The organism is Rhodococcus sp. P4_B6 (assembly GCF_056402215.1).
Map to the genome: position 1 here is coordinate 1 of NZ_JBFUHV010000098.1, position 15,512 is coordinate 15,512.

The 15,512-nt window shown below is 67.2% G+C and carries 17 protein-coding genes; 6 read left to right on the plus strand and 11 right to left on the minus strand.

Features of this window, described 5'->3' with window-relative positions; genetic code table 11:
- Together AC1DWT_RS32745 and AC1DWT_RS32750 are read right to left on the minus strand one after the other, a co-directional pair.
- A partial coding sequence (locus AC1DWT_RS32745) for a flavin reductase family protein (protein ID WP_477923837.1) occupies nucleotides 1–322 on the minus strand: 322 nt, incomplete at its 3' end.
- A gap of 84 nt (nucleotides 323–406) precedes the next feature.
- Entirely contained in the window at nucleotides 407–802 is a 396-nt protein-coding gene (locus AC1DWT_RS32750) for a nuclear transport factor 2 family protein (protein ID WP_206012881.1), read from the minus strand.
- A gap of 323 nt (nucleotides 803–1,125) precedes the next feature.
- On the opposite strand from AC1DWT_RS32750, the gene AC1DWT_RS32755 reads away from it, so the two are divergent.
- A complete protein-coding gene (locus AC1DWT_RS32755) occupies nucleotides 1,126–3,795 on the plus strand; it encodes a LuxR C-terminal-related transcriptional regulator (protein ID WP_206012880.1) in 2,670 nt (889 codons plus the stop codon).
- Nucleotides 3,796–3,829: 34 nt separating this feature from the next.
- Here the strand turns inward: AC1DWT_RS32755 and AC1DWT_RS32760 are convergent, their stop codons facing one another.
- The 4 genes from AC1DWT_RS32760 to AC1DWT_RS32775 all read right to left on the minus strand — a co-directional run bounded on the left by AC1DWT_RS32760 (nucleotide 3,830) and on the right by AC1DWT_RS32775 (nucleotide 7,358).
- On the minus strand, nucleotides 3,830–4,666 hold the full coding sequence (locus AC1DWT_RS32760) for a mycofactocin-coupled SDR family oxidoreductase (protein ID WP_206012879.1): 837 nt from the start codon (nucleotides 4,664–4,666) through the stop codon (nucleotides 3,830–3,832).
- Between the two features lie 34 nt (nucleotides 4,667–4,700).
- Nucleotides 4,701–5,891 (minus strand): acyl-CoA dehydrogenase family protein, encoded by a 1,191-nt coding sequence (locus AC1DWT_RS32765; RefSeq protein ID WP_206012878.1) that lies wholly within the window; start codon nucleotides 5,889–5,891, stop codon nucleotides 4,701–4,703.
- A 248-nt stretch (nucleotides 5,892–6,139) separates the two neighbouring features.
- Complete coding sequence (locus AC1DWT_RS32770; RefSeq protein ID WP_206012877.1) at nucleotides 6,140–6,691, minus strand: hypothetical protein; 552 nt, start codon at nucleotides 6,689–6,691, stop codon at nucleotides 6,140–6,142.
- Nucleotides 6,692–6,821: 130 nt separating this feature from the next.
- A complete protein-coding gene (locus tag AC1DWT_RS32775) occupies nucleotides 6,822–7,358 on the minus strand; it encodes a hypothetical protein (RefSeq protein ID WP_206012876.1) in 537 nt (178 codons plus the stop codon).
- A gap of 328 nt (nucleotides 7,359–7,686) precedes the next feature.
- On the opposite strand from AC1DWT_RS32775, the gene AC1DWT_RS32780 reads away from it, so the two are divergent.
- Nucleotides 7,687–8,088: a TM2 domain-containing protein gene (locus AC1DWT_RS32780; protein WP_206012875.1), complete on the plus strand. Its 402-nt coding sequence runs from the start codon at nucleotides 7,687–7,689 to the stop codon at nucleotides 8,086–8,088.
- Between the two features lie 164 nt (nucleotides 8,089–8,252).
- Here the strand turns inward: AC1DWT_RS32780 and AC1DWT_RS32785 are convergent, their stop codons facing one another.
- Nucleotides 8,253–9,062, minus strand: coding sequence for a HugZ family pyridoxamine 5'-phosphate oxidase (locus tag AC1DWT_RS32785; RefSeq protein ID WP_206012874.1), 810 nt, complete (start codon nucleotides 9,060–9,062; stop codon nucleotides 8,253–8,255).
- A 139-nt stretch (nucleotides 9,063–9,201) separates the two neighbouring features.
- On the opposite strand from AC1DWT_RS32785, the gene AC1DWT_RS32790 reads away from it, so the two are divergent.
- The 3 genes from AC1DWT_RS32790 to AC1DWT_RS32800 all read left to right on the plus strand — a co-directional run bounded on the left by AC1DWT_RS32790 (nucleotide 9,202) and on the right by AC1DWT_RS32800 (nucleotide 11,602).
- Nucleotides 9,202–9,669: an NfeD family protein gene (locus tag AC1DWT_RS32790; protein ID WP_206012873.1), complete on the plus strand. Its 468-nt coding sequence runs from the start codon at nucleotides 9,202–9,204 to the stop codon at nucleotides 9,667–9,669.
- Nucleotides 9,666–10,538, plus strand: coding sequence for a slipin family protein (locus AC1DWT_RS32795; RefSeq protein ID WP_072944252.1), 873 nt, complete (start codon nucleotides 9,666–9,668; stop codon nucleotides 10,536–10,538). The genes AC1DWT_RS32790 and AC1DWT_RS32795 overlap by 4 nt, the downstream gene beginning before the upstream one ends.
- Nucleotides 10,539–10,672: 134 nt before the next feature.
- Nucleotides 10,673–11,602 (plus strand): phosphodiesterase, encoded by a 930-nt coding sequence (locus tag AC1DWT_RS32800; RefSeq protein WP_206012872.1) that lies wholly within the window; start codon nucleotides 10,673–10,675, stop codon nucleotides 11,600–11,602.
- Here AC1DWT_RS32800 and AC1DWT_RS32805 read toward each other — a convergent pair whose 3' ends face one another.
- Entirely contained in the window at nucleotides 11,603–11,956 is a 354-nt protein-coding gene (locus tag AC1DWT_RS32805) for a helix-turn-helix domain-containing protein (protein ID WP_206012871.1), read from the minus strand.
- A 57-nt stretch (nucleotides 11,957–12,013) separates the two neighbouring features.
- On the opposite strand from AC1DWT_RS32805, the gene ppk2 reads away from it, so the two are divergent.
- The gene (gene ppk2, locus AC1DWT_RS32810; protein WP_072944257.1) at nucleotides 12,014–12,955 is read left to right on the plus strand and encodes a polyphosphate kinase 2; all 942 of its coding nucleotides are present in this window, start codon (nucleotides 12,014–12,016) and stop codon (nucleotides 12,953–12,955) included.
- Here the strand turns inward: ppk2 and AC1DWT_RS32815 are convergent, their stop codons facing one another.
- The 3 genes from AC1DWT_RS32815 to AC1DWT_RS32825 form a co-directional block, all read right to left on the minus strand.
- Nucleotides 12,956–14,452 carry a stealth family protein gene (locus AC1DWT_RS32815; protein WP_420855134.1) on the minus strand — a complete coding sequence of 499 codons (1,497 nt, stop codon included), beginning with the start codon at nucleotides 14,450–14,452 and terminating at the stop codon, nucleotides 12,956–12,958.
- A 167-nt stretch (nucleotides 14,453–14,619) separates the two neighbouring features.
- Nucleotides 14,620–15,051, minus strand: coding sequence for a hypothetical protein (locus tag AC1DWT_RS32820; RefSeq protein WP_095865795.1), 432 nt, complete (start codon nucleotides 15,049–15,051; stop codon nucleotides 14,620–14,622).
- Between the two features lie 43 nt (nucleotides 15,052–15,094).
- The gene (locus AC1DWT_RS32825) at nucleotides 15,095–15,511 is read right to left on the minus strand and encodes an acyl-CoA thioesterase (RefSeq protein ID WP_206012870.1); all 417 of its coding nucleotides are present in this window, start codon (nucleotides 15,509–15,511) and stop codon (nucleotides 15,095–15,097) included.
- Nucleotide 15,512 lies beyond the last annotated feature (1 nt).

Below are 15,512 nucleotides of genomic sequence, written 5' to 3' on the forward strand. Positions count from 1 at the left end.
CGTGGAATTTGTCGGTGCCGCTGCGGGCGAAGGCGCGGCCGAGTTCGTGTTGGTCGGCGGCGAGGATGTTGGCGCAGAAGCGGCCGGAGGCGGCGACCTTGGGGAAGGTGGTGGAATGCCGGCCGACGAAGAAGGCGACGAGGGCGGGGTCGAGGGAGACGGAGCTGAAGGAGCCGACGGTCAGTCCGACGGGGTTGCCGGTGTCGTCGAGTGCGGTGACGGCGACGACGCCGGTGCAGAACTTTCCGAGGACGGTGCGGTAGGCGTCCCGGATGTGTTCGGGGGTGGTGGCGGTGATGTGCGGTGAGGTGGGGGTTCGCATCGGTACCTACTTCAGGCTGTCGAAGTGAATGGTGTGGGGGAGAAGTGCCAGCCGCCGCGCTGCCACGGCGGCTGGAACGCAGAGCTACACCGAGAGCCCCGTCTTGGCCCAGAACTCCTCGAACGTCGCCGAGCACATGTCGGTGCCGCGGGTGACCTTGCCGTCCTCGAAGCGGTGCGTCATCACGATCGTGGTGTCGAGTTCGAGTTCGCCGAGGCGGCGGTACGCCCGGACGTTGGCGGTCACCAAGTCGTCACCGACGACGTCGACGGAGACGACCTCGTTGCGGGATTCGTCGAGCTTGGCCAGGACGCCGAAGGCCTCGAGGAACTCCGCCTTGGTGTAGAGGCGGAGGGTTCCCTCGAGCGTGAAACCGGCCCACGTCATCTCGTCCGAGTACAGCTCCACGAGCGGAACCGGGTTCCCCTCGTCTGCGGCGGCGAAAGCTGTCTTCAGGGCTGCGGCATTGCTGTTGGTCATGCGGACTCCATCGTCGCTTCGGATATGTCGGCACCACGTGTCGTTCCTGTGGTGTGCATCACCCTGCCCGTGCGCGGAGCCTGGCGGAACCGTCCAGCTACGTGGTTCGCTACGGTCACACCAATCCGAACCCGGTGACCCGAATCTGCGCAGTTAAACGCCACTTTCTCGGCTCGGGCCCGGGTGTGAGTACGAAAGGCCACGGTCACGATGACACATCTTGACCCCCGAAAGTTGACAGGAGGTGCGACCAGCGACCAGGGTGATCCAGATCTCAATCACCGGGAGGTCGACCGACCGGTTACGAGTCCAGAAGGGGCCTTGTGAACGCTGACGAGTGGGATGAGATTCGCCGACTCCACCGGCAAGGATCCCCCATCAAGCACATCGCTGTGCAGCTCGGAATGTCGCGCAACACGGTGCGCCGCGCGCTGACTCTCGACCACCCGCCCACCGACCACCGAAGCCGACGCGGCTCCGTCGCCGACCCCGTCGATTCGGCCATTCGGGAGCTGATCGCCGACGACCCCGGCATCGCGATCGCGGAGATCGCGCGCCGGATCCAATGGGCCAAGTCGAGGACCACGCTGGCCCGCAGGGTCACGAGCATCCGTGCGGAACGGTCGACCGGCGAACCTCACGACAGCCCCGCCGACACGGTGCCCGCGGCTCCGTCGGTCCCGGTCTACGGATCGAGTTTCGTGGGCCGTCGCACCGAACTGCTCGAACTGCGAAAACTGCTCGGTGACCACCGGCTCGTGACGATCACCGGCCCGGGCGGAATGGGCAAGACCCGCTTCGCGATCCATGCCGCCGGCGAGTACCGCCGCGCGTTTCCGGACGGTGTGCGCGTGATCGAACTCGCCGCGCTGCGCAGCCCCGACCTCCTGACCCAGACCGTCGTGGACGGGCTCGCCCTCGCCAACCGCGACATGCATGCCAGCCCGACGGAGAACACCATCATCGAGTATCTCCGGACGCGGCGGATGCTCCTGATCCTCGACAACTGCGAGCACCTCCTCGACGAATGCGCGCAACTGGTGTCGGTGCTGCTGCGCTCCACGACCGAACTGCGCATCATCACCACCAGCCGCGAGATACTCTCGGTTCCCGACGAATTCGTCTTCCCGCTCTCCCCGCTGCCCACGGTCAACGGAACGGCGTCGGCCTCGCCGGCCCGCGGGACGGGAAGCGCGGTGGAACTGTTCGTGAACCGGGCCGCCGCCGTCCTCTCGAAATTCGAGCTCACCGAGGACAACCGCGACGCGGTAATGCGCGTCTGCGATCGCCTCGACGGCCTGCCTCTCGCCATCGAATTGGCCTGCGCGCGACTGCCGGTGCTGTCGGTGTACGAACTGGCGGATCGGCTCGATCACCGGCTCAATCTCCTCACCACCGGCAACCGCACCGGGCCGCAGCGGCACCGCAGCCTGCAGGCGACGATGGACTGGAGCTACGAACTCTGCACGCGCGAACAGCAACTCCTCTGGTCACGCGCCTCGGTGTTCGCGGGCGGATTCGACCTCGGCATGGCCGAAGAGGTGTGTAGCGACGACGACGTCCCGGCGGACACCGTGCTCGACGGCATCTCGGCGCTGGTCGGCAAATCGATCCTGCACCGCGAAGAGGGCGGCACGCACGTGCGGTTCCGGATGCTCGAGTCGATCCGCGAATACGGGAACAGCAAGCTGACCGCCGCGGAGATGGACACCCTGACGCTGCGGCACCTGCGCTGGTGTACGCGGCTGGTGACCACGACGGCCGACAGTTGGTTCAGTGCCGACCAACGCGCCGGAAGCGAGAAACTGCGTCGCAACCATGCCAATATCCGGTCGGCGTTGCACGCGGCTCTGCTGGATTCGTCCGACGACGACGAAGTGCGGATGGCCGCGGACATGGTCTCGCGCGCCTGGTTCCTCTGGTCGTGCGGGTTCTCGGTGCGCGAGCATCGGATGTGGCTGAACCGCATTCTCGAACGGGAGACGGCGCCGACGGCCACCAGGGGGCGGATGCTCGTCAACCTCGGCCTCGTCCAGACCCTGCAGGGCGACCGCGAATCCGCCGACTCGGCGCTCATCGAGGCCAACGCCGTCAACCTGACCGCCGCCGACGCCATCACCGGCGCGTTCACGGCGGACGTCATGGGGCTGAAGGCCTTCTTCGCCGGCGATTTCGAGGAGGCGGAACGGCGGCTCACGGCGGCGCTGGAAATGTATGAAGAGATCCCGGACCGTGAGGATCTCGCCCACACGCTGCGCGTCCACCTCGGGATGCTGTACTGCTTCACCGACGAGACGGCGCGTGCCACCGAACTCTTCGAGACGGTGAACGAGCGTGCCCTCGCGGTCGGGGAGTCGTGGCTGCGTTCCTACGCCGTCTACGGGCTCGGGCTGGTGGCATTGATGAACGAGGAGTTCGAGGACGCACTCCGGCTCGGCTCCGAAAGCCTGCGCCTGCGGCGTGACTTCGACGACGTCGTCGGAACCACCCTGGTCACCGACCTTCTGGGATGGGCCGAAGCCGAGGCAGGGTCGGCGGAGCGGTCGGCCGTGCTCCTCGGTGCCGCCTCCTCGATGTGGGAGTCGTTCGGCATGCAGCTGTACGGCTCGAGCCACTGGGTCGAGCAACGCGCACGCTTCGAGAAGCAGGCGCGAAAGTCTCTGGGAAACGATCAGTTCGAGAAGTGCCACACCGGCGGGGCCGCGATGTCGGTCTCCGAGATCACCGGATTCGTCCTGGGGGAGTCGGTACCGTCCGGGGATCCGGCTCCCGGGGGTGGCACGCGCCCGGAAGACCTCCTCTCCCCGAGGGAGCAGGAGGTGGCGACGCACGTCGCCGCCGGCATGACCAACAAGGAGATCGCCGCCAAGCTGGTGCTGTCGCCGCGCACGGTGGAAGGGCACGTCGAACATATTCTGGAAAAGCTCGGGATGAGCAGGCGCCACGAGATCGCCGCCGCGTTAGCGCACGCGGGGCGGGGCACGCCGAGCTAGTTCCGCGTGCCCCGCACTCGCAGGGATGTGCTGGTCAGACCTTGTTGAGGGCACCCGCGTCGACGGGCATCGCGATGCCGGTGACGTAGCGTGCCGCATCCGACGCCAGCCACACCACGGCGTTGCTGACATCCACCGGCTCGATCCACGGAGTCGGCAGCACGTTCATCGCCGTCTCGCACGCCTCACGGAAATCCTCGTGCGTGGGCGCCTCCAGATCGGGACGGAACAGGCGGTACATGTCCTCGTTGTCGATCATGTCCGTCAACACCGACGTGGGATGGATGGAGTTGCACCGAATCCGATGGGCGCCCAGCTCATTGGCGGCGGTCCGGGCGAGTCCGGTGACCCCGTGCTTCGCGGCGACGTAATGGGCGAAGTTGGGGAAACCCTGCAAACCGCCGGTGGAGCTGATCAGGACGATCGACCCGCCCTCACCCTGCTCGATCAGGTGGGGAACGGTGGCCCGCATGGTCTTCCACACACCCGACAGGTTGATGTCGACCATTTCGTCCCACTGCTCTTCGGTGAGCTCGTGCAGCGGTGCGGACGAGAAGATGCCGGCGTTCGCGACCACGGTGTCGAGTCGTCCGAGCTTCGCGACACCCTCGGTGACCACATCCTGGAGCTGACCGAGCGACCGCACGTCGGCGACCGCGACGTGGGCACGCTGCCCGAACTTCTCGATGTGCCGGGCCGTTTCCTGGAGTTCGTCCTCCGTCGCACCGCGGTACTTCGTCGTGGCCGGCTTGGCGCAGAGGTCGACGATGATGACGTCGGCGCCCTCTTCCGCGAGCCGGATGGCATGCGAGCGTCCCTGCCCGCGTGCGGCTCCCGTGACCAGTGCGACCTTGCCTTCAAGCTGTCCCATCAGGGGTCCTTCCGTTGTAAATGTGTGGGGGTCTTCAGACGGCGTATGCGCGCATGATCGGTGTGGCGGCGTCCACGAGGGTGATCTGATCGACCAGCATGTGCTGCGTCGCGACAGCGGCGTCGCGCACGCACCGGCCGAGCGCGCTGGGGTTACGGATCGACTGGCTGCCGGCCCAGCGGTGCGCGAAACCGACGATCTCACCCGCGACTTCCTGCGACCAGGTGATGACCTGGCGCAACCGGGCGCGCTGCTCCTCGGTGATCTCCACACCGGCGCGCGCACTGGCCTCGGCGTCCTCGTGGGCGGCGTACACGTACAGGCGAGTCGCCTGGTAGAGCGCCTCGTACTTGCTGAATTCGCGGCGGAACAGTTCCGACTCGCCGACGACCGTGGCGTAGCCGGGGCGTGCCTTGTTCGCGACGATCCGGACGATCTCTTCGAGCGCCCGCTTCGCGAGACCGAGTGCCACGGGGGCATGCCCGCCGACGCCGATGCCGAGCAGCCCCAGCCGGTACACGGCCTCGGGGCGGACGGGGGTGGTGGAGAACGTCTCCATCGTGAACTTGTCCGGGATGAAGCGGTCGTGGACGGCGTAGTCGTAGCTGCCGGTGCCGACCAGTCCCATCACGTTCCAGTTTCCGAGGAATTCGACGTCGGCGCGAGGGAGGAAGCCGACGCGGCAGTCGGGGGTGCCGGCTTCGTCCACGATGGGGTTCCCGTTGTCGTCGTGGACGACGAATCCCGCGCCGATCCAGGTGGCGTGCGCGGATCCGCTCGCGAACTGGTAGCGGCCGGTGACGCGGTAACCGCCCTCGACGCGGACGGCTTTGCCGGTAGGCATGATCATGCCGGCGGTGATTCCGCGGTCCGGGCCGCCGAACATCTCGCGGGCGCCCTCGTCGTTCATGAATCCGGCGGCGATGCCGGTGCTGAAGGAGTTGGCCATCAGCGCCCAGCCCGTCGACGCGTCGGCCCGCGAGATCTCCTCGATCACCTCGAGTGCCTGCACGATGCCCAGCCCGCCGCCACCGAACTCCGTCGGGACGAGGGTCCAGAACAGCTCCGCCTCGGCGAGGGCCTCGTACACCGGCCTGGTGATCGTCGCGTCACGCTCGATCGCATCCGCCTCCTGCTCGACGATGCGAGCGACCGCCTTCGCCCGGGCGAGATAGTCGACAGGCTCGGCGGAAACGGACACTGCTCGATCAACGGTTTGCGTCATGGAAATGACCTTCCTGGTATGCAACTCGGCTCGTCGTCACCGCACTCTTCGGTGGGGACGAGATCGCGGTATGACCTGAATCACAATGGTCTGTTCGCGCGTTGCACACAGGCGGGTGACCACGTGGTCCACTACGTGGTCACCCGGTCGGGTAATGCGGCGAGTGTGAAGCTCGCCGGTCGACTGTCGTGGGTTGCCGCGTTCACACGGCGTGAGAATCGCCGTGTTGGCGACGGGTCACCTGCTTCTCAGGTCCGCCCGCGGGCCCACCGCGGTGGCGGCCACGCCCCTGGTTGACTCGACATCTGCCTGCCGAACTCGATGGCGGCGGAAACAGCCTGGCCACCGGACATTGCCATTCGCTCGTCACTGCGTGGCGGAAGCAACTCGACCGAACTTCCGTAGGTCAGCACGGAACAGACCCCGTCCTTTTCGAGGACCAGAATTCCCGGGTAGAGCTCGCAGACCAGAGTCCGCGACCCGGGTGCGGTCGTGAAGTGTGTGGCCCTCACCTCGAGCAGGGGCCGTCCCGCGACAACGCACGCGGTCCAGGCCGGCCGCGCCCAGGCACCAGGAGGCGGTATGTTTCGGATCCTGCGCGGCCCGTCGAAGTAGCGGCTGAGCGCAACGAAATCGACCAGGTCGCCGAATCGGTCGGCAGCACTCTGAGCGTGTGCCCCGGGAATGGTGAATGCCTCATGCATGTCATCCGGTAGCGGTTCGACCTCGTCGCCGAATGACAGCATCGTCTGGACGCGGCCCCCTTCGACGACGAGGACGCCCTGGTACAGCTCGCACACGAGCCCTGTTCCCCGTGCTGTTCGATGTGTGTCGCCCCGACCTGCATCCATCCGTCGGTCTCGCGGCATTCGCCCGGGGAGCATGCGATTTTGTACCGCATCACCTGTTCCCACAAGGGCCGCGAGCGTGTCATCTGTCCCCGAAGCGCGGCGCCCAGAACGGCAGGTTGCGAAAGTAGTCGATGTCCTGGTCTTGATCGTCGAACGCGAATTCGATGAGGTCGTCCCACTCGGGTCGCAGGTTGCGGGCGACCGGCCACACCGTGTCCTGGCTGGTGTACAAGTAGTACCGCCGCGGCAGGGGAGCGGTGTCCTCCCACTCCACGGTTACCGAGCAGCCGTCGCCTGGGTTGCCGGCGATGACACCGCGCAGAGAGAAGTCCATCACGGACACCGAATTATCGCGGCGATCGAACGGCACATCGTCAGTCACGTTCTTCCGCGTTCGCACGATGATGCGTTCGCCCACTCGCATGTCGACGACCTTGGGCTCGTACCGAGGATCGGGATCCATCCGCCACTCGCCGGACGCCAGGAAGTCCTTCACCTGGTTGCGGCCCGACCGCTTGCTGCCGCATCCCACGATCCAGTAGCACTCGTCGTCATCGAGCAGAGCAATGTCGTCCTCCGTGTGCGCCGCGCTCTCTGCCGCATCCGTGTTGCTCATGCGAACACAGTAGAGCCAACGGCGGACGTGTTCTGTAGGTCGCCCGATGCAACTCCGATAAGCCGCAAAGGGGACGCGCCGGCACCGTGTTTCGCGATGGCGATTGCCTACGCATACCGCCCGCGAGGAGCGATGGATCCGAATGCGTGCCTGTGTACGGCAGATACGGTCACGCGACCGATACCGGACGAGCTTGGGTCCGTGTTACCTAGTGACCGTTGAGTGGATTGCAAAGCGCCGCAGTAGTAATGCTGCGACGCGGATCGGTGTGGTCGACTCAGTACGTCGTCAAATTTCGTGCTTCTTACATCTCCGAAGGACACCGCCGATGACCCAGCCTCAGCCTCCCTACGGTGAACAACCGCAACAGCCGTCTGGAGTGCAGCCATACGGGCAGCAGCCCTTCGCGCATCCCGCCCAGAACTTCGGCCAGGGATCGGGACTGCAACAGCCCGCGGCGTACGGCTACCACCCGGTGACGGGATTGCCGTACTCGCACAAGACGAAGCTCGCCGCCGGCTTGCTGAGCATCTTCTTCGGGTACTTCGGCGCGGGACGGTTCTACGCCGGCCACACAGGCCTCGGATTCGCGATGCTGATCGTGAACATCGTGCTCACCGTCGTCTCCCTCGGTATGTGGCTCTTCGTCGCGTGGATTTGGCCCGTCATCGACGGAATCGTCCTCCTCGCAGGCGAGCCGAAGGGCAAGAACGGACTCCCCTTGAGGTAGCGGCGAAGCCGGGCGGATCCCGAGGAAGTGGCTGCGCGACCGGAGGTTGCCTCGAGGCATGCGTGGTCACCCAGTCGGGTAATGCGCGAGAGCGGCGAGCACGAAGCTCGCCGCTCTCAGCCGGGCAGGTCGGTCGGGGAGGGAGTCACCCCCGGGTCACGCGCTCAACGCCCGGTCAGTGCCCGGGCCTGCTCTGTCAAAGCAACTGTCGCCGCGCGTAACTGGTCGACGGAGTCGAGAGGCTCTGCGTACCCGACGCGGGTGACGGCGACGCCGCGGGGTGTGGTGACGCGCAGGTCCAACCCGTAGCGGTCGGCGCCCTCGCAGGTGACCGTCTTCGCGTCGGGGAAGCCGCCGAGAGCCTGTGCCATCGCGCGGAGGGCGTCGGCGTGGTCGGCGTTGAGGTGCTCGATCGCCCGGCCGGCATGCGGGGTGACGGGGTCTGCTGTCGCCGCGGCGTAGGACTCTTCGCTCGCCGAGTCCATTCGCCCGTAGCCGCCGACCCACCGCACACGCTGGACCCGCAGCACCCAGAGCGAGAAGTCGCTGAAGTCGATGTAGACGTGCGCCGCCGGGATGGCCGCCAGGTGCGCCTCGCGCGCGGCGGCGAGTTCGTCGCCTTCCGGGCGGTAGACGTACCCGGCGAGGGTGATGCGGGTGCTGGCCAGCGGATCGGACGGCGGGTTCGGTGCGACGATCGCGATGCTGGCGCGGGGATCGTGCGCGAGGTTGCGGCCGTGCTCGGCCATCTGCGACACACACAGCACGGGGGAGCCGTCGAGCAGACCGTAGGTGACGAACGACGCCCACGGGTCGCCGTCCCTGGTCAGGCTCGCGAGGGTGCCCACATTGGTGGTGGCCGCGACGGTCCGGGCCTCCTCGGCCGCGGACGGGCGGGCGGGATTGGCGACCTCCTCCAACGGCGGCGGCACGGTCGGGGCGTCACCGGGATCTCCGTGATCTAGGTTGGTCATTCGTTGAACGGTACCCCGCCGGAAATTGCCGGTGGCATTGCCGTCGACCTGCGCTTACCGTTGAACTGAGGGCTCGATCGTCGAGTGGCTATGCGAGTGCGACCGGGTCCTCGCGAAGCGTGATCGTGGGTGATGCGAGATGACCGCGTTGGGCGTGCTGGCGCTGGTGCTGGGTGTGCTGTTGATCGTCGTCGAGGCACACGCACCGACCGCGGGCGTGCTCGGCGGGCTCGGGGCACTGTTCGTCGGGGCCGGGGTGTGGCTGCTGTTCACGTCCAGCGACACCGCGCAGATGATCGCCATCCCGGCGGCCGCCGGAGTTGCGGTGGTCGGAGTGGGTCTCGCCGTGGTGGGCGGCCGGAAGGCGCTCGCCGCCGGGCACGCGCCCGTGCGCACCGGAATGCAATCCCTCATCGGATCCGACGCCACCGTCCGCAACTGGAAAGGCAGGCAGGGTCAGGTCGAGGCCGCCGGCAGCCTGTGGAGGGCGCAGACCCTGTTCGGGGACGACGAGACACCGACCGCGGGCGATTCCGTCGTCGTCGAGCAGATCCGCGGACTCACCCTCACCGTGCGCCGCCGCGAACCATGGGAGCTCGAGCTATGACCACCATCATCGTCATCCTGTGCGTCGTCATCACCCTCCTCGCCGTCGTGGCAAGCAGCTCGATCCGGGTGCTGCGGGAGTACGAGCGGGCCGTCGTGTTCCGGCTCGGCCGGTTGGTCGACCTGAAGGGCCCGGGACTGGTGCTGCTGATCCCGGCGATCGACCGGATGGAACGGGTCAGCCTGCGGACCGTGACCCTGAAGATCCCCGTCCAGGAAGTGATCACCCACGACAACGTGCCGGCCAAGGTCACCGCCGTCGCCTACTTCCGGGTGGTCGACGCCGACCGGGCAATCGTCGAGGTCGAGGACTTCCTCGCCGCCACCCTGCAGATCGCCCAGACGACCCTGCGCTCGATCCTCGGCAAGGCCGACCTCGACGCCCTGCTGGGCGAGCGGGAACGCCTCAACGAGGACCTGCAGAAGGTCATCGACCAGCAGACCGAACCGTGGGGCGTGAAGGTCACCACCGTGGAGATCAAGGACGTCGAGATCCCCGCGAACATGCAACGGGCCATCGCCCGGCAGGCCGAAGCGGAACGCGAGCGTCGCGCCAAGATCATCAACGCCGAAGCCGAGTTCCAAGCCTCCGCGAAACTCGCCGAGGCCGCCGACGTCATCAGCCGCAACCCCACCACCCTGCAGCTGCGTTACCTGCAGACCCTCAGCGCCATGGGCGGCGAGAACAACTCCACCGTCGTCTTCCCGATGCCCCTCGACCTGGTCCGCCCGTTCCTCGCGGCGGCCAAGGACGCGGCAGCCACGGACGACGGAGACGAGCGCGCCCGGTTCGAGGCCCAGGCCAACCTCGCCGCGATGATCCCGCCCGCCGGCCCGGAGACGCGCACCCCGCACCACGCACGAAACTGACGTGCCCCACCGTTCACCGTCCGGACACCGCGCGTACCCCGGGCGGTGACCGCAGTGCGCTTGGCTAGGGTTGGACAACCAGCAGGAGTCCACCCGGGCACCTGCCCGTCGGGGCGAGCGGAAGCGAGAGACCGATGAGCGGCACCGAGGCAGCCGACATACGGACGGCCGAGTATCCGCGACCGTCGCACTTCGTGCTGCACCTCAGCGACACCCATCTGGTCGACGACGACCTGCTGTACGGGGCCGTCGACAGCGAGGCCACGCTGAGGCAGATCTTCACCGAGATCGAGGCTTCGCACGCCCGACCGGACGCCCTGGTGTTCACCGGCGACCTCACCGACCGCGGCCAGCCCGGCGCCTACGAGAAGCTGCGGGCGATCGTCGAACCGGTGGCCGCGTCGCTCGGTGCGCAGGTGATCTGGGCGATGGGCAACCACGACGACCGCGGCAACTTCCGGGCCGAACTGCTCGGGCAGGAACCATCGTACGAGCCGATCGATGACGTCCACGACGTCGACGGGCTGCGCATCATCACGCTCGACACGACGGTCCCCGGGCGCCACCACGGGGAGATCTCCGAGAGCCAATTGATTTGGCTGGCACAGCAGCTCGCGGTCCCGGCGCCGCACGGGACTATCCTGGCGCTGCACCATCCGCCGGTGCCGTGTGTCCTCGACCTGGCGGTGCTGGTGGAATTGCGCGATCAGCCGCGCCTCGCCGACGTGCTCCGCGGGAGCGACGTCCGGTCGATCCTCGCGGGGCATCTGCACTACTCGACGACGGCGACGTTCGCGGGCATCCCGGTTTCCGTCGCGTCGGCTACCTGCTACACCCAGGACCTCAACGTCCCGGCCGGGGCGTTGCGCGGACGCGACGGCGCCCAGGGCTACAACCTGGTGCACGTGTACCCGGAGACGATCGTGCATTCGGTGGTCCCGATGGGCAGCTACGACACCGTCGGCGAATACGTCACCGCCGAGGAAACCGGGCAGCGGCTCGCGGCCGAGGGCGTGCGGATCCCCGACGCCGGCGAGCAGGCCGTCAAGCCCGTCCGGGTCTGATCAGTTGCTGCGCGGGAACTGTTCCCGGTAGGCCATGACGTCGGACAGCCGGAACCGGCGGTGGGTGCCGCGCATCTCGATGGGCAGCGCGCCGGAGTCGGCGAGCCGGCGGACATAGGTGTCGGAGACGCCGAGGATCTCCGCGGCCTGCGATGTGGTGAGCAGGTCGGCCACCGCACCGAGCGCCACGCTCTGACCGTCGGCGAGGAGAGTGAGCAGTTCGAGGACGGCGTCCCGCGCGGGCTCGGGCAGCACCATTCCGTCGAGGGTGACGACCGGCGACGCGTCGAGGGCGGTCCGAAGCTCGGTCGCGGCCGTCGAGCCGAGCGCGGAAACGATGTGGTCGATGCTCATGCCGTTTACGATCTCATGGGCCTGCCGGGCGACGGCGCAGAGCGGTAGCCTTTGCAGATGGACGAGTTGCGCGATCCCACAGCCTTCGAACTCGCACGCGCCGACCAGATCGACGTGACCCCGGAGATAGACGAAATCGGGGAGCTGCTGCGCAAGTCCGGCCGCAAACACGCGGCCGACGAGGACGAGCCCTGGCGGCACGGCTACCCCTACGACACGAAGATGACGCGGCGGCAGTACGAGAACCGCAAGCGGAAACTGCAGATCGAACTGCTCAAGTTCCAGGCCTGGGTGAAGGAGAACGGCGAGAAGGTCGTCATCATCTTCGAGGGCCGCGACGCCGCAGGCAAGGGTGGCGCGATCAAGCGCTTCACCGAACACCTCAACCCTCGTGGCGCGCGGGTGGTGGCGCTGGAGAAGCCCACCGAACGCGAACGCACCCAGTGGTACTTCCAGCGGTACGTGCAGCACCTGCCCGCGGGCGGGGAGATCGTGATGATGGACCGCTCCTGGTACAACCGGGCCGGCGTCGAACGCGTCATGGGCTACTGCACCCCCAACGAGTACCTCGAGTTCACCCGGTCAGCGCCGGAGTTCGAGCGGATGCTGGTGCAGTCGGGCATCCACATCGTGAAGTTCTGGTTCTCTGTGGGCCGGGAGGAGCAGCACGCCCGGTTCGTCTCCCGCAGCACCGACCCCGTCAAGCAGTGGAAACTCTCACCCACCGACCTCGCGAGCCTCGACAAGTGGGACGCCTACACCGAGGCGAAAGAGGCCATGCTGTTCTACACCGACACCCCGCACGCGCCGTGGACCGTCGTGAAATCGAACGACAAGAAACGGGCCCGGCTCGAGGCGATCCGCTGGATCCTGCACCGCTTCGATTACACCGGCAAGGACGCACGCGTCGTCGGCAAACCCGACTCGCTCCTCATCGGTTCTCCCGCAACGGTCTACGACGAGGGTGAGCGCCCGGCCGACGCGTTCCCCAGCGTCTGATCAGATCCCGGTCTCCCACGGCGCCGGGATCGGGAAGTAGTTCTCCAGGAACTGTGTCACCTTCCGGGTCCGCAGCTCCAGGTCGATCTCGGGTGCGCTGCCGTCGTTGAGGCAGAAGAAGTCCATCGACCGCTTCGCGAGCAGCGAATCCATGTCGCGGAGCCCCGACTTCATGGTGGTGTCGACGTACTTCACCCGCGCCGCCGTCTGCACCACCGCGCGGCCGCTCATCAGCGCGTAGTAGTGATACAGCGAGTTCGTCACCGAAATGTTGGTGCTGGCCCGGAAAGTGCTTGCGGCCGTGGCGGCGAACTCGTCGGGGAACTCCTTCTCCATCTCCTCCATGACGCTCTTGCGGAGCGGGGTGGCGGCGTGCTCGAGGTGCCGGGTGGTCATCAGCCCGAACCGGTCCTGCAACAGCCGGCGGTTGACGCGGGCCGCGTTCTCGAAGCCGCTGCGCTCGTCGTCGTTGTGGCCCAGCCCGATTCGGGTGGTCGCCTCGATGAACATGGTGATCCCGCCGGGGGAGAAGAACATCTGCGGGCCCACCGAGCGGCCGAAGAACATGTCGTCGTTCGAATACAGGAAGTGCTCAGCGAGCCCGGGGATGTGGTGCAACTGGCATTCCACGGCCTGCGAGTTGTGGGTGGGCAGCACCGACGGGTCGGCGAAGAACTCCTCGCTCGGCATGAACGTGACCCGCGGGTCGTCGGCCAGCCACGCCGGACGGTCGGAGTCGGTGGCCACGAAGATGCGGCGGACCCACGGCGCATACATGTGCACCGAACGCAACGCGTACTTGAGTTCGTCGATCTGCCGGAACCGGGCGGCGGAGTCGTCACCCTCACCGACCACGTAGTTCTGCATCCGCTTCGCGCGCTGCGCCTGGAACTCCGCCGACGAGCCGTCCACCCAGGAGAACACCAGGTCGACGTCGAAATTGATGTCCGACGCGTGGTCGGCGAACATGTTCTCGATGGTCGGCCACACCCGGCCGAACCGCTCCACGGTGCCGCGGACCGCCTCCTCCGACCGCACCACACGGCGGGTCAGTGAATTCTCCATCGGCAGCACGATCTCGTCGTCGCTGATCGACCACAGCTCGATCTGCACGCCCGTCGACGCCCCGTAACTCAGGCCGCTGGCCAGGTGCACGCGCGGCCGGAACAACCGGAAGATGCGGGCCTTCGACGTCGCGGACAGGCTGCCGTCGGAGACGAGGACCGCGGGGCCCTTGGCGTCGACCGTCTTGGAGTAGAACGGGCGGTCCTCGCACGCGGCGACGAGCGCCGCACGCAACGCCTTGCGCTGCGCCCAGTTGATCGCAATCACCGGGCGTTCGTCGTTGCCCCGCACCAGCAGGTACTCGATGCCGGCCGCGTCGAGGACGTCGCGGACGAACAACAGGTCCTCGACCATCGCCTCGTGCGGCGTCGTGTGCGTGATCGGCAGCGCGAACCGGCCCTTGAACCGCACCACGTCGGGACGGTCCCGCAACCGCGACGACGCGGCGGCGGAGGCATGCGCGACAGCGTCGGCGGTCTCCTGCTCCGGAGGAACCAGGTACACGTCGTGCGGAGCAGAAGAATGAGTAATGTCGGGCCTTTCGGTGACGGTCGCGAGTGCGAACAGTGCCAGTGTAGGCCCAGGTTGCGGGGCGACGGTCAGTCGAGGACCGTGAAGAACGAGTCGCCGTCCTCGGCGGACCCGTCGATCTGACCGCGATCGGTGCGCGAGTCCTCCACGATGACGCCCTCGACGACGGCGGCGTGCTTGGTGCCGAACACCGGAATGTCGATCTCCTCGTCGTCGATGACGCGGTCGACGTCCTCGGTCAGCTCGTCGTCGGGCAGATCCCGCAACGACACCTCCTGCTGCTGCTCCAGCGGGGTATCGGGCTCCTCCTCGGACAACTTCTCGTCGAGCGACTCACCCTCGCGCTCCTCACGCAGCGTGGTACCGAACCGGTCGGCCTCACTCCAGCCGTCGGGCGGATCGACGACGTCGTCGCCGTCGTTGTTGCGCACGTCGTCGGAGTCCAGGCTCTCGCTGGGGCTCAGCGTGTCACCGGGCCCGTCTTCGATACTCATAACCATCAAATGCCCAGATCAGGCGTGGTTGAAACTTCGATGGTCGAGGTCAGGCGACAGCTCGAGCGTCGCGCAACGCTTCGAACGCGGCGATCTGTTCCGGCGACCACCGCGTCGAGTTCACCCGGCTCGAATCGAGGTGCACGAGTATGACGGTCAGCTCCGCGGCCTGCACGCCGTCCTGGTGGAGGGTGATCAGGAAGGTCAGCGAGGTGGTGCCGATCCGGTCGAGGGTGACGTCGACGTCCGCGGCGCCGGTGAACAGTTCGCGTCCGAAGTTGCTGACGACGTTCACGACGGCGGTCTGCGTGACCGGGTCGAGCAGGTCGCCGCATGCCTCGACGAGCGCCCGCTTCCACGCCACGGCGGCCGCCTCGTGCACGCAGTAGAACGGCACATGGCGGCTCACGGACGCCGGCGCGTCCGGCGTGGCGTTGTTCCGCAGGGGGAGCGTGTAACGAGGCATG